The sequence below is a fragment of the Cupriavidus sp. PB-02 genome (assembly GCF_058252315.1).
Map to the genome: position 1 here is coordinate 2,779,014 of NZ_CM177695.1, position 12,633 is coordinate 2,791,646.

Consider the following 12,633-nt stretch of genomic DNA (forward strand, 5'->3'; position numbering starts at 1 on the left):
GCTGCCTCCCGCTCAGTGCTCGTGCCCGGCGCTGGACTTGCCCAGCTCGGACTTGAGGATGAAGCTGTTGGCCGCGGCATAGCGCGCGCCTGGCTGCAGGCCTTCGGTAATCTCCACCAGCTTGCCGCCGGTGCGGCCCGTCTTGACCGGCTGTACCGCAAACCCGCCCGGCACCGCGACGAAGACCACACTCTGGCCGTCGACCTGTTGCACCGCATCCGCGGCCACCGTCACCGGCGCCTGCACCGGCACACCCAGCACGCTGACGGTGACGAACAACCCCGGGCGCCACGCCATGCCAGGGTTGGCCAGCGTCACGCGCGCCTTGGCGGTGCGCGTCTGCTCGCCCAGCAGCGCGCCGACGTAGGACACCTTGCCTTCGGCCTGCGTGTCGGAGGCGCTCGAGTGCACCGTGACCGACTCGCCCACGCGCACCTGGTCCAGGTCGCGCGCTGACACCACGAACTCGGCCCATACCGAACTCAGGTCGGAGATGGTGAAAACGCTGGCGTCTTCCTTGACCGCCTCGCCCAGCGACAGGTGCTTTTCCACCACGATGCCGTCGAACGGGGCGCGCAGCGCGAACTGGTTCAGGCTGCCGCCCTTGCCGGCGGGGGCCTCGGTGGCGCCGATCGCGGTCAGCTTCTGGCGCGCGTTCTGCACCGCGATCCGGGCTTCTTCCAGCGCCGTGCGCGCCTGCTGGTAGTCCTGTTCGGCGGAGATCTTCTCCTGCCACAAGGTCTTCTCCCGCGCGTAGGTGGCGCGCGCCAGCGCCTCGCGCCGCTGCGCCGCCAGCAGTTCGCTGCGCTGCTCGGCGAGCGCCGTGCTGGCGATCACTGCCAGCACCTGACCCCTGGCGACCTGCTCGCCCAGGTTGGCGGGCACCGCCTGCGCCACGCCCGCCACGCGCGGCACCACGTGCGCGGTGCGGTCGTCGTTGAAGCGGATCTCGCCCGGAAAATCGACGCTGCTGCGCAAGGGCGCGGGACCGGCGGTGGCGAGGCCGATGCCGGCCTGCTCGATCTGCGCGGGCGTCAGCGTGACCAGGTGCGGCTTGCTCTCGGCTTGCGGCGGCACGGCAGGCGCGCTGGCGCCGCCGTGGTCGGCCGCTTTGTCCCCGTCCTTGCCGTGCGCGTGCTCGTCGCCATGTTCGGCGTGTCCATGTCCGGCCTCCTCCCCGGCGCCGCCGCCCTTGCCGGTAAAGAGGATCGCCGCGCCGCCCAGCAGCCCGACGACCAGGATGGCCACCACGGCGGCCCGTTGTTGCTTGCTCATTGCCATGCTTGAAGCCTTCCGTATCAGTGTCCGAGGATGCGGTCGATGCTGGCCGCGGCGTCATAGGTGCGGGCCAGCACGTCCAGGTAGCGGATGCGTGCCTGGAACAGCGTGCGCTGGGCGTCCAGCACGTCGAGGAAATTGAACTTGCCCGCCTCGAAGCCGCGCGTGGCGGCGGCATAGGCCTGCTCGGCCGCGGGCAGCACCGAGGACTGCAGCGTCTGCGCCGCGGCGCGTGCTACCGAGAGCTGGGTCGAGGCCTGCTGCAGTTCGTTCGCCAGCCGGATGCGATTGGCGGCATGCGCGTCCTGCGCCTTGTCGGCGCGGCGCAGCGCCGCGTACAGGTTGCCCTGGTTGCGGTCAAAGAGCGGCAGCGGGATGGCTACGCCCAGCACGGCCATATTGCGGTTGGCCTCGTTGTCGCGCTTGGCGCCGAGGCTCACGGTGACATCCGGGTACTGGCGGCTGCGCGCCACCGCCACTTCGGCGCGGCTGCGCTCGGCCGACAGCCGGCTCGCCGCCAGCAGCGGCGCGTCTTCCAGCGCAGCCTGCAGCGCGGCGGGCGCGGGTCGCGACGGCAGCGCATCGAGATCGCCGCGCGCCTGCGCAAAGCCGGGCGCGGTATTGCCCCACAGCGCGGCCAGCGACTGCCGCGCCGATTGCAGCGCGCCGGTAGCTTCGGCCAGCTCCAGCTCGGCATTGGCCTGCTCGACCCGGGCGCGCGTTTCTTCCAGCGGCGCGACCTTGCCCGCGGCGACGCGCCGCCCTGCGGCCGCGGCGGCCTTGCTGGCGATGCCGACCGAGCCCTCGGCCAGCGTCACGCGCTCCTGCGCCACCAGCACGCCGAAGAAGCGCGCGATCACCGCCGCGCGCAGCTCGGCACGCACGCTGCCCAGCTCGGCCTGCGCCAGTTCGCGCCCGCGCTCGGCCACGCCGATGCGCGCGGCGCGCTTGCCCCCCAGCTCGATCGGCAGGTTGAACTGGCCGGTGGTGTTGCGCGTAGCGCGGCGCGTGTCTTCCATCAACACCGCCAGCTCCGGATTGGGCAGCACGCGCGCCTGCGTGACGTCGCCTTCGGTGGCGTCGAGTTCCTTGCCGGCGGCCGAGAGCGCGAAGCTGCCGGCTTCGGCCAGCGCCAGCGCGGCGTCAAGCGTCAGCGTGCCGGACGGCTCCTGCGCGGCGGGGGATGCCAATGGCTTGCCATCCACGGGCGCCATGGCGGGAGGCGGCGTCTGGGCGACGCCGGAGAACGGGCTGGATAGGGCGGCCGCCAGCCCAAGCGGCAGCAAAAGTCTTCGCATCGAATTGCACCAGGAAAGAAATCGGGGAATTCGGCGAGACGCCTGACGTCAGGGCATCAGGGAGAGCGGGGAAGCGCGTCGTCTCGCCGGCTAGGCGAGACGCAGCCACTGCGGACGGTCGGGCGCCCGCGCGCTGTGGGACGAGAAGCCTGGCTGCGAAGCCGGCGGCGCCAGTTCGACGCGGCGCATGGCCTGCACCTCAGGCGCATCGGCGCGCGCGAACGGCAGCGAGGCGATATGGCAGATGCCACAATCGGGATCGGCCAGGCCGAGCTTATCGGCGTCGGCGGCCTTGTCGCTGACCGTGCCGCCGGGCTTGTCGCTGGCTTTGCTGTGCGCACCACTGTCGGCTTTGTGCTGGTGCTCGTGGTGCCCCAGATGGGCCTTGGCCGATGCCGCCACCTCATGCCGGCAATACGCCGCCGCTCCCGCCCAGGCGAACTGGAGCGGCAGGATGAGCGCAAGGAGGATGAGGAGGAGGCGTTGCATGGTCGGGCGGCTTGCGCTGGCATCCGACGTGGCGGAGACAGCGAGCCGCAAGTTTAACCGAGTGGTGCCGGCCACTATCGCGACGGGGTCATTACATTTGCGTCATCGCCGCGATACCTGGCGGTCTGCACCCCTCTCCCGCGAGCGGGCAAGGGGAGCATCCACGAGGGCCGGTGGTCGCATCTAAACGCGTTCACATTACGACGCGCGGACACCCAGTCGTTATTCAATTTTTCTGAATAACTTATCCAGCACAAGCCCACTTTCCAGGCCGCTACCCCGCCTATAGTTCGTTACATGAACGGCACACACGCAACACAACACGTTCTGACAAATTCAACGAACAAGACCTGGAGAAATTTCATGACCAAGACCACCCGCCTCGTTTCCGCGCTGATCCTGTCGCTGGCCGCCCTGGGCACCGCGCAAGCCGCCACCGCCGCCGAACAGCTGCCCGGCGACAAGTACGGCTACAACTTCCGCACGCAAGACGTCTTCACCGACGGCGCCCGCGCCGGCAAGGCCGACCCGTACCTGGACGGCGCCCGCACGCTGGCCGCCATCACGGTGCCGGGTGACAAGTATGGTTATGAATTCCGCTCGCACGACGCCTTCACCGACGGCGCCCGTGCCGGCAAGCCCGACCCGTATGTGGACGGCGCCCGCACGCTGGCCGGCCTGGAGCGCAGCGGTGTATCGGCATCGCCGGCGCGCAGCTTCGATCCCTACACCGAAGGCAGCCGGGTTGGCGCGTTCGACCCGTACGGCGAGGGCGCACGTGCCTGATCGCATCGACAGCAGTCCGCAAGCTCAAGACGAAACGGCCAGCGCCTTTGCGCTGGCCTTTTTTCTTGTCTGAACGGCTGGCGGATCGCAGCTGCAGGCGGGCAAGCCGCAGCATCCAGGGCCGCACGGCCTGGCGCATGACGCCGGGTTTACGTTAGTTCGCTGCAGCACAAGCTGTCGGGGCGTATCGCCCTAGGGCCCCGCCAGCCCGCCTTCCTACCATTAGCTCACCGCCCCTTGGCCCATGCCCGGTGTGCGGCGCAAGCGGGATTCCAGGCAGGGCGGTTCATGACCTTCACGCATTCCCGTTGCTCCCATCGCCGTTCGCCGCGCCTGTCCGGCCGGGCCCGCGCCCTGGCGGAATCCCGCACCACAACAAGAAGGAGACAACATGCTGCATGACCTGCCTGCCCGCCCCGATACCGTGCATTGGGGCTATTTCGAAGCCACCAGGGCGCCCGCCCTGACCGTCAGGAGCGGCGATATCATCCGCGCGGAAGCGGTCACCCACCACGCCGGCGACGCACCCGACCTGATGATGGACCATGCCGTGCGCGCCATCTACGAGCAGATCCCCCATGAGGACCGCAATCCCGGCGTGCATATCATGACCGGTCCGATCTTTGTGGAAGACGCGAAGCCCGGCGACGTGCTTGAGGTCCGCTACCTGCAGATGATTCCGCGCTTCCGCTTCGGCGCCAACGTCGCCGCGCATTGGGGCCAGCTGTACCCGGAGTTCGAGAAGGAACGCGTCACCATCTACGAGCTGGACAACGCATCCAACACCGCCCACGCCCTCTATGCCTACGACTATCCGGGCAAGCTGACCACCCCCGGGAAGATTGTCGACCAGCGCGAATGCTGCCGGCAGCCCGCGCTGGCCGGGGTGCGCGTACCGGTTCGGCCCCATCTCGGCACGGCCGGCGTGGCACCGGACGCCCGGGGGCGAGTCTCCACCGTGCAACCCGGCCGGCACGGCGGCAATATCGACAACTGGCGCATCGGCGCCGGCGCCACCATGTACTACCCGATCGAAGTCGACGGCGCCTTGTTCTCGATCGGCGATCCGCATATCTCGCAGGGCGATGGCGAAATCAGCGGCACCGCCATCGAGGCCTCGCTGAACGTGCTGTTCCAGGTGGTGCTGCGCAAGGACTTCCACTTTCCGTCCCCGCTGCTGGAAACGCCTGACTGCTGGGTCGTCCATGGTTTTCACGAGGATCTCGACGAAGCCGGCAAGAACGCCGCGCGCGACATGATCCAGTTGCTGACCGAGCAGCAAGGGCTGTCGCGCGACGACGCCTATTCGCTGATGAGCGTGTCCGCCGATTTCGGCGTCACCCAGGTTGTCGACGGCACCCAAGGCATCCATTGCACGATGCCCCGGGCAATCTTCCCGCCCCGGCAGAAGGGTTGAGCGCCGCCCAGGCCCGCATTCCGAAACCATGCCGCCGGGCGCCGCGGCCAGCCATTGCCCGCCCGGGCGGCCGATCGAACGGAGAGTTCATGCAATACGTCTACATAGGTCGCAACGAGATCGTTGCGCTGGTCGTCGGGCTGGTCACGGGCACGCTGTACGCCTGGCTGGGCCTGCCGATCCCGGCACCGAACGTCATGGGCGGTATCTTCGCCATCCTCTTTACCTATATCGGCTACCTGATCGTCCACGCCTGGCGCCGCAGCATCACCTTCGGTCGCCCGCCGGTACGCGACGCCGTCACTGCGGATTCATGAGCATGGGGAATGCAATGGTCGAGATCGCATTGGGCAGTACGGAATTGCAGGCCGCGGCCGTTGGCCTGGTGACGGGGGTTGTTTACACTGCGGTACGCGCCCCGATCCCTGCACCAAACGTGCTTGGCGGCATCTTCGCCATCTTTGGCACGTTTGCCGGCTTTGTTCTGGTGGCGGCCATGCGAGGACAGCTGCTGTTTGGCTAGCCACGGTGCCAGCCTTCGCACGGCAAGGCAGAAACGGGGTAGGCGGCGCGTCTACCCCATTACCGTTGCAGGCCGATGCCAGGGAGGCTGAACTTGCACCTGTCGCCATTTTCCACCGAAGCCTATCCGCGCAACCGGCGCGGCGCCGCGTGGCGTGACCAGCTCAGGGCGGTGCGCTTGCGCTGTGAGAGCCTGTGCGCGGACCACACCCTGCACGGTGCGATCCAGTCCAGGGCGACAGCCGCCGGCATCGAGCTGGCCTATATCGCGTCGGTGCCGCAGACGCTGGCCGTGACTGCCGGCGAAGGCCGCGGCCTGATGCTGCTGATGCTGGCCGAGGGCGAAGCCATGCTGGGCGCGACGCCGGTCCGCGAGCGCCTGCAAGCCGGTGACATCCTGTGCGTACCCGAGGGCGCCGGCCCGGAGCTGGCGCTTGCCACGCCGTTCCGCCTGCTGGCTGTCCATCTCGGTACGGCGCTGACGGCGCGCATCGCCGCCCCCTTGCCGCGCGCGGCGATGCGGTTGGGCGGCGACACCGCGACACTGTTCGCGCGCGTGCTGCAATCGATCGCAGAGAGCTTCGAGACCATCGTCGCGGCGGAGCCACGGGCGCTGCAGCCCTTCGACAGCACCATCCCGGAATTCCTGACCGCCGCGCTGGCAAACGTCCAGCCCCGGCCGCTTCCCGGCATGACGTCGTCACGGGCGGCGATCTTCGCCAGGGTCTGCGGGCGCATCGATGCCCGCCTGGCCGAGTCGGGCCTGAGCCTGGCCGCCATTGCGGCGGACGAGCATGTCTCGGCGCGCTATCTGCAGAAACTGTTCGAGAAGTCGGGCAGCAGCTTTTCGGCGTACCTGCGCACCAGCCGACTCGAACGGTGCCGGGCCGACCTGGCCAATCCGCTTTACGACCGTCTGACGGTCTCCGATATCTGCTATCGCTGGGGCTTCAACGACCCTTCTTACTTCAGCCACGCCTTCCGCGACCAGTTCGGCCTGTCGCCGAGCGCATATCGCGAGCAAATGACGCTCGCCCCGGCCAGGCTGCTGACGCAGAAGGTCTCGCGGGGCCTGCCCGTCAACGCGCGGCTCCCTGCGGCAGCACCGGACGATGGCGCGTCCAGGACCAGGACGCCCGTGCAGCCGGCCCGCGCAGGAGCGCATGACGGGCGCCTGGGCGAGCGGCACCACTGGCTTCGCGCCACCGACAAGACCGTCCACTGGGGCTATCTCAGCCACGACCTGGCACCGGTACTCGAGGTCGAATCGGGCGACAGGCTCACGCTCGAAACGCTGACGCAGCATGCCGCTGACGACTGGGAGCGCATGGTCGCAGGCGACGCCGGCGCGGAGAGCGTGTTCCACTGGACCGCGCAGCAGAAGAATGTCAATCGGCGCGGCGCGGGCCCGATCGATGCCTCGGTCTATGGCCGCGGCGCGGGCGAAGGCTTCGGCGTGCATATCTGCACCGGCCCGGTGGCCGTGCGCGGCGCCATGCCCGGCGATGTGCTGGAAGTCCGGATCCTCGACGTGCGCCCGCGACCGTGCGCCGATCCGCGTTTCGCGGGCAAGGCGTTCGGCGCCAATGCGGCGACGTGGTGGGGCTTCCACTATCGGGACATGCTGACCGAACCGCGCGAGCGCGAGGTCGTCACGGTCTTCGAGATCGATTGCGAGCGCGCCGACGGCCGGGCACGCGCGGTCTACAACTTCCGCTGGACCCCGCAGCGCGACCCGTTCGGCGTGCTGCATCCCACCATCGACTACCCCGGCGTGCCCGTCGACCACGCCACCATCGTCAAGCGACACGACGTGCTGCGCGGCATCGACATCCCGATTCGCCCGCATTTCGGGGTGATTGCGGTGGCCCCGGCTCAGGACGGGCTGATCGATTCCATCCCGCCGTCGAGCTTCGCCGGCAACCTCGACAACTGGCGGGTCACGCGCGGCGCCAGTGTCTTCCTGCGGGTGGCCGTGCCTGGCGCCCTGCTCTCAGTCGGCGATCCGCATGCTTCCCAGGGGGATTCCGAACTGTGCGGCACCGCCATCGAATGCTCGCTGACCGGCGAATTCCAGCTGATTCTGCACAAGGCCACGCAGATCGCTCCCGGCGCGCCGTTTGCAGACCTGACCTACCCGCTGGTCGAGACGCCGGATGAATGGGTGCTCCACGGCTTCAGCTCGCCAAACCACCTGGCCGAGCTGGGGCAGAAGGCACAGAGCCACATCTACCTGAAGTCGACCCTGGACGAGGCCATGCGCGATGCGTTTCGCAAGGCACGGCGCTTCCTGATGTCGGTCAAGGGCCTGAGCGAGGATGAGGCGATCACGCTGATCTCGGTTGCGGTCGACTTTGGCATCACGCAGGTGGTCAATGGCAACTGGGGGGTGCACGCGATCATCCGCAAGTCGCTGTTCGCGGGCGCATGACAGACCGCGCCGCCTAGCCGATCCCCCGGAACTGCCCGCACAAGCGGAACACATCTTCCGACAACGGAATCCCCTTCGCCTTGCCATAGCGCGTCGCCAGCTTCAGCAATTCCTTGATATCGCGCCCGCTCGCCTTCGGATAGGCGCGTATCAGCACTTCGATCAAGCCATCGCCCAGTTCCGCGCCGAACTGCGCGGCCTGCAGCCGCCACAGCCGCCGTGCATCGTCCTTGCCGGGCGTCTCGTAGTGGATGGTGGCGATGCAGCGCGACAGGATGGCATCGTCGACATCGCCGATGCGGTTGGTGGTCATGAACAGCAGGCCATCGAAATATTCCAGCGTGCGCAGGAATTCCGCGACGATGGCGTTGTGTTCGAGGTCGTTGTCGCGGCAGCGGATATAGACGTCCGCTTCATCGAGCAGCAGGATCGCGTTCCAGCGCATGGCGCGGCGCAGGATCCCGGTCAGCGTGGCGCCGACCGACGCCGCCGTGGTGCCGAGCTGCCCCGAATGCACGCGATACAGCGGCTTGCCGACGACCTCGGCATAGACCTCGGCAGTGAGCGTCTTGCCCAGCCCCGGCGCGCCCTGGCACAGGATGGTGGTGCCGCCGGACTTGCCCGGCACGAAGTCCGGCACCAGCACGTCCATATGCGAGGTCAGGATATCGATCAGGTCGCGGTGATGGGCCGGCAGCACCAGCTTGTCGCGCAGTTCGGGCTGATAGCGGTATTCGGACAGGTGCTGCACATGGACCCAGATATTGCGGTGCCATTCCAGGTGGAACAGGTGCACATAGCAGTGCAGCGGCACCTGCTCGAAGCCCTCGTCCACGCCGGCATCGCGCCAGAACTCCGGGTCGCAGCTCATTTCGAAGCGGCGCTCCAGCCGTTCTTCGTCGTTCACGCACCGGGCCGGCGCAACCTCGGCGATGCGCGTCAGCTCGACGCTGCCCTTGGCATCGACCGTCAACGCCGAGCGCGCGGCGACGAACTGCGCGCCGAAACGGCGCTGGTAACGCACGAAGCGCCGCGCGTGCTGCTCGTATTCCTGCCGGAACTCCGCGCATTCCTTGTAGAAGCCGAACTCCGCCAGCAGCTCCGGGATGGTGCGGTTGGCGATATCGTCGCGCGTGATCACCATCGAGGTGGTCATGCCGGCGCGGCGCTTGTGGTGGTCGGTCAGTTCCGAGTTGGCGGACTGCATGGTATTGGCCAGCATGTCGACCACCACGTAGGGCATGCCCTGGTCGGGCGCGACATAGCGCATGCGGCGCACCAGCCAGGGCAGCAGCACGCCGTCGCGGTTGCGCTGGTAGAGCCAGCCATCGATGGCATCGCGCGCCAGGTAGGCCACCAGGCCCGGGATCAGCTGGTCGAGCCCCGGGATCGTGCGCGCCTGCGGAGCGTTGTGGATATTGTCCAGCGCCAGCATCTGGAACATCAGCGCGCGCTGGTTCTGCGACTTGCTCAGTGTGTACAGCGAATTGAGCGCGTGCGCATCGAACAGTTTGCTCGACACCAGCATGTCGCCGTGGCACACGCCATGCTCCTGCAGCTGCTTCGCCAGCGGCGATCCGGTTTCGATCAGCGCCAGCAGGGGATCGACCAGCGCCTGCGGAATTTCAAAGTCCATGGACCACACTCCGGTTGATTGGCTTGCCCGCGCACGCCGGGGTCCGGCGTGTCACTGCAGGAAGAATTCGATCGCCTGGTCGACGACCGGCGGATGGATGACGTGCAGGCCATCGAACTCGACGTAGCGCACGTCGTAGCCGGCGGCCTTCAGCCTGGCCGCATTGGCACGGCCGCTGGTCGCGATTGGCAGCTGCTCGTCGTCCAGGCCGTGCGCCACGAACACCCGGGGCGCGCCCTCCTGCATGAACACCGACATGAAGCCGCCGGAGAACGCCATCACATGGCTGGCGATATCGCCGTTGGTGATGCCAAGCGAGAGCGCGTAGCTCGCGCCGTCGGAGAAGCCGGCAAAGCCCAGCCGTTGCGGATCGATCCGGTAGCGCGAGGTCACCGCCGTCAGCGCCTGGTGCAGCCGCTCCAGGTCGGGGCCGTTGCCGCCGATCACGATGTCCCAGGTCGGAAACATTGAATGCGGTGCCAGCACCAGGAAGCCGTGGCGCTGCGCATGCGACTCCAGGTGGGGCAGGACCTTTTCCGGGAAGCCGCCGGCGCCATGGAACATCACCAGCAGCGGCACCGGCGTGGCGGGGTCGAGGCTATCCGGGACGAACAGCACGGCATCGCGCGCGCCGGCCACGCCCAGGTGGTGGCGCCCGGGCGGCAGCGGCGCGTGGCGCGGTTCGGCAGGGGTAAAGGACAGGCGACCAAACAGCGAGGGATCGAGCATGGCTGGTGTCGGTGGCTTTGTGATATTCTGTATATTACATACAAAACCACGCCACAGCCACATCATGTCGCCATAGACCCTCTCAGGCGCCGATTGCGTAACACGTAGGCAGCTCGTGAACGGGGGGCCAGTTCCCTGGGGCCGGCCCTGACCGTTGGATAGCGCGCAGGTGGGGGACTACATGGCGGTCTTGCCGCCGTTGACGCCAAGAATCTGACCCGAGATATACCTGGACCGATCTGACGCCAGGAAGACAATGGCATCGGCGACCTCTTCCGCGGTGCCGATGCGACCGGCCGGGATGGTCGCGGCAACTGCCGCGATCCGCTCGGCGCCTCCCGCAATGCGCTCCAGCATGCCTGTGTCGATGGGGCCAGGCGCCACGGCATTCACGCGTACGTTGGACCTGCTTGCCTCCAGGGCAGCAGCCTTGGTCAGGCCCTCGATCGCGTGCTTGCTCGCGACATACATCGGATTCTGCGCATTGCCGCGGCTTCCCATCGTGGAGGAAAGGTTCACGACAACGCCCTGCTCCTGCGCCAGCATCACGCGCAACTCGTGCTTCATGCTGAGGAACGTCCCCAGGACATTGGCGTCGAAGGTCGCCGAATAGGATTCGACAGTCTGGTCGACAATCGACCCGCCCGTTCCTTCCGTTCCTGCACTGTTCACTGCAACATCGAGCCGTCCAAAGCGCGAAACGGTGCGGTCGACGAGTTCGCGGACTTGCTCCTCGTTGCTGACGTCGGCCGCGACAAACTCGGCCTCGGCGCCCATGTCGCGGAGTTCGGCAACAAGCGCGGCGCCGGCAGAGACATTGCGGCCGGAGCAAACCAGCTGAGCGCCCTCGCGACCGAATGCGAGCGCGGTTGCGCGGCCAATCCCGGAGGTAGCTCCGGTAACCAGAACGACGGGGCGAGTCATCATGTATTCCTCTTTTGTCTCAAAACAGAACTAATGGATCGGATTGATTCAGCCTGGGATCCGTCAAGGATGAGTCCCCGGCTCCCCGCTTGCGCCAGTCCGTGACACTGCAACCAAACGCGGCGTGGAACCAATGGCAGAAACTGCTCTGCGCCGAAAAGCCCAGCAGCCCCGCGACCTCCCCGATCGGTAGGTCGCTCTCTTGCAGGTGGCGCATCGCCAGCTCCGAGCGCACCTGGTTGAGGAGGGCTGAGAATGTCAGCCCTTCGGCGCTGAGGTAACGGTGCAGCGTGCGGCGATCGACGCGCAGGAGATGCGCCACCTGCTGGGTCGTGCAGCGCCCACCCGGTAGCAAGGCCAGGATCAGTTCCCGGCATGATTCGCGCACGCCTTCTTCGCGGTGCCGCAGCGCCGCCTCCAGGTAGTCCCTCGCGAAGCGCGCGGCGCCGGGATTGTCGGGCGTGCGCGCAATTTGCAGGTCCGCCGCCGCGCAGACCAGGCCGTTGAATGGCTGGTTGAACGTCGGGCTGCGTCCGAAGAAGGCGCGGTGCGCCGACGCGTCGACGGGCGGGCGGTGCGTGAAGCAAATCTGAAGCGGCCGCCACTGGGGACCGATCAGCTCGCGCAGGATGCGGAACTTCACGCCGACCGCCAGTTCCGTTGCCTGCCGCATGGCCACGCCGGGACTGGGCAGAAGCTCATCGCGGATGATCACGGCCGGCCCGGCGTCCTCGATGCGAGTCATCAGGGTGGCGCTAAGCAGTTTCAGGTAGCGGCACAAGGTATCGAGCGCCTGCCGTGGGGTAGGTTCTTCCTTCAGCACCAGGCTGATGGGCCCCAGGTTGGAGAAGCTGCGCCGCGCCGCCAGCCGCAGGGCAAGGTCCTCCACGCCGGTAGCGCGCGCGGTGACTTCGAGCAGTTCGCGCACGGCGTGGCTGGGGATGGGCGTTTCGGGGTTTTCCAGCAAGCGCGCTGAAAGTCCCACGCCTCGCAGGAAGGCATGGGGATCGCGCCCGAGCGACTCCACCAGCTCGATGTAGCCGTTCAGGCTGGCGCTACGGATAAGTTTGCCGACGTATTGCATAGCTTTCGCGACTGCCTCGGAGCCCCATGACGACCGGCC

12 protein-coding genes are annotated in these 12,633 nt (G+C 67.6%); 5 read left to right on the forward strand and 7 right to left on the reverse strand.

Annotated features, from left to right (window positions below):
• Positions 1–12: 12 nt before the first annotated feature.
• From AC10V3_RS33400 to czcI, 3 genes are all read right to left on the reverse strand, one after another.
• The gene (locus tag AC10V3_RS33400; RefSeq protein WP_022539698.1) at positions 13–1,281 is read right to left on the reverse strand and encodes an efflux RND transporter periplasmic adaptor subunit; all 1,269 of its coding nucleotides are present in this window, start codon (positions 1,279–1,281) and stop codon (positions 13–15) included.
• Positions 1,282–1,298: 17 nt separating this feature from the next.
• Entirely contained in the window at positions 1,299–2,576 is a 1,278-nt protein-coding gene (locus AC10V3_RS33405; RefSeq protein ID WP_022539699.1) for a TolC family protein, read from the reverse strand.
• A gap of 90 nt (positions 2,577–2,666) precedes the next feature.
• Positions 2,667–3,065 carry a cation efflux protein, CzcI family gene (gene czcI / locus AC10V3_RS33410; protein WP_022539700.1) on the reverse strand — a complete coding sequence of 133 codons (399 nt, stop codon included), beginning with the start codon at positions 3,063–3,065 and terminating at the stop codon, positions 2,667–2,669.
• 363 nt (positions 3,066–3,428) lie between these two features.
• On the opposite strand from czcI, the gene AC10V3_RS33415 reads away from it, so the two are divergent.
• The 5 genes from AC10V3_RS33415 (at position 3,429) to AC10V3_RS33435 (ending at position 8,221) form a co-directional block, all read left to right on the forward strand.
• The gene (locus AC10V3_RS33415; protein WP_022539701.1) at positions 3,429–3,851 is read left to right on the forward strand and encodes a hypothetical protein; all 423 of its coding nucleotides are present in this window, start codon (positions 3,429–3,431) and stop codon (positions 3,849–3,851) included.
• 391 nt (positions 3,852–4,242) lie between these two features.
• Positions 4,243–5,268 carry an acetamidase/formamidase family protein gene (locus tag AC10V3_RS33420; protein WP_022539702.1) on the forward strand — a complete coding sequence of 342 codons (1,026 nt, stop codon included), beginning with the start codon at positions 4,243–4,245 and terminating at the stop codon, positions 5,266–5,268.
• An 89-nt stretch (positions 5,269–5,357) separates the two neighbouring features.
• Positions 5,358–5,585, forward strand: a complete 228-nt coding sequence (locus AC10V3_RS33425) for a XapX domain-containing protein (protein ID WP_022539703.1) — start codon at positions 5,358–5,360, stop codon at positions 5,583–5,585.
• A gap of 14 nt (positions 5,586–5,599) precedes the next feature.
• Entirely contained in the window at positions 5,600–5,791 is a 192-nt protein-coding gene (locus AC10V3_RS33430) for a DUF1427 family protein (RefSeq protein WP_041681862.1), read from the forward strand.
• Positions 5,792–5,884: 93 nt separating this feature from the next.
• Complete coding sequence (locus AC10V3_RS33435) at positions 5,885–8,221, forward strand: acetamidase/formamidase family protein (protein ID WP_349607269.1); 2,337 nt, start codon at positions 5,885–5,887, stop codon at positions 8,219–8,221.
• A gap of 13 nt (positions 8,222–8,234) precedes the next feature.
• On the opposite strand, the gene AC10V3_RS33440 is transcribed toward AC10V3_RS33435, so the two are convergent.
• The 4 genes from AC10V3_RS33440 to AC10V3_RS33455 form a co-directional block, all read right to left on the reverse strand.
• The gene (locus AC10V3_RS33440) at positions 8,235–9,857 is read right to left on the reverse strand and encodes an AAA family ATPase (RefSeq protein WP_022539706.1); all 1,623 of its coding nucleotides are present in this window, start codon (positions 9,855–9,857) and stop codon (positions 8,235–8,237) included.
• Between the two features lie 51 nt (positions 9,858–9,908).
• Positions 9,909–10,586 (reverse strand): alpha/beta hydrolase, encoded by a 678-nt coding sequence (locus tag AC10V3_RS33445; RefSeq protein WP_041681863.1) that lies wholly within the window; start codon positions 10,584–10,586, stop codon positions 9,909–9,911.
• A gap of 177 nt (positions 10,587–10,763) precedes the next feature.
• Positions 10,764–11,510, reverse strand: a complete 747-nt coding sequence (locus tag AC10V3_RS33450; protein ID WP_041681864.1) for an SDR family NAD(P)-dependent oxidoreductase — start codon at positions 11,508–11,510, stop codon at positions 10,764–10,766.
• A gap of 19 nt (positions 11,511–11,529) precedes the next feature.
• Positions 11,530–12,594, reverse strand: a complete 1,065-nt coding sequence (locus tag AC10V3_RS33455; protein WP_022539709.1) for an AraC family transcriptional regulator — start codon at positions 12,592–12,594, stop codon at positions 11,530–11,532.
• Between the last annotated feature and the right edge of the window lie 39 nt (positions 12,595–12,633).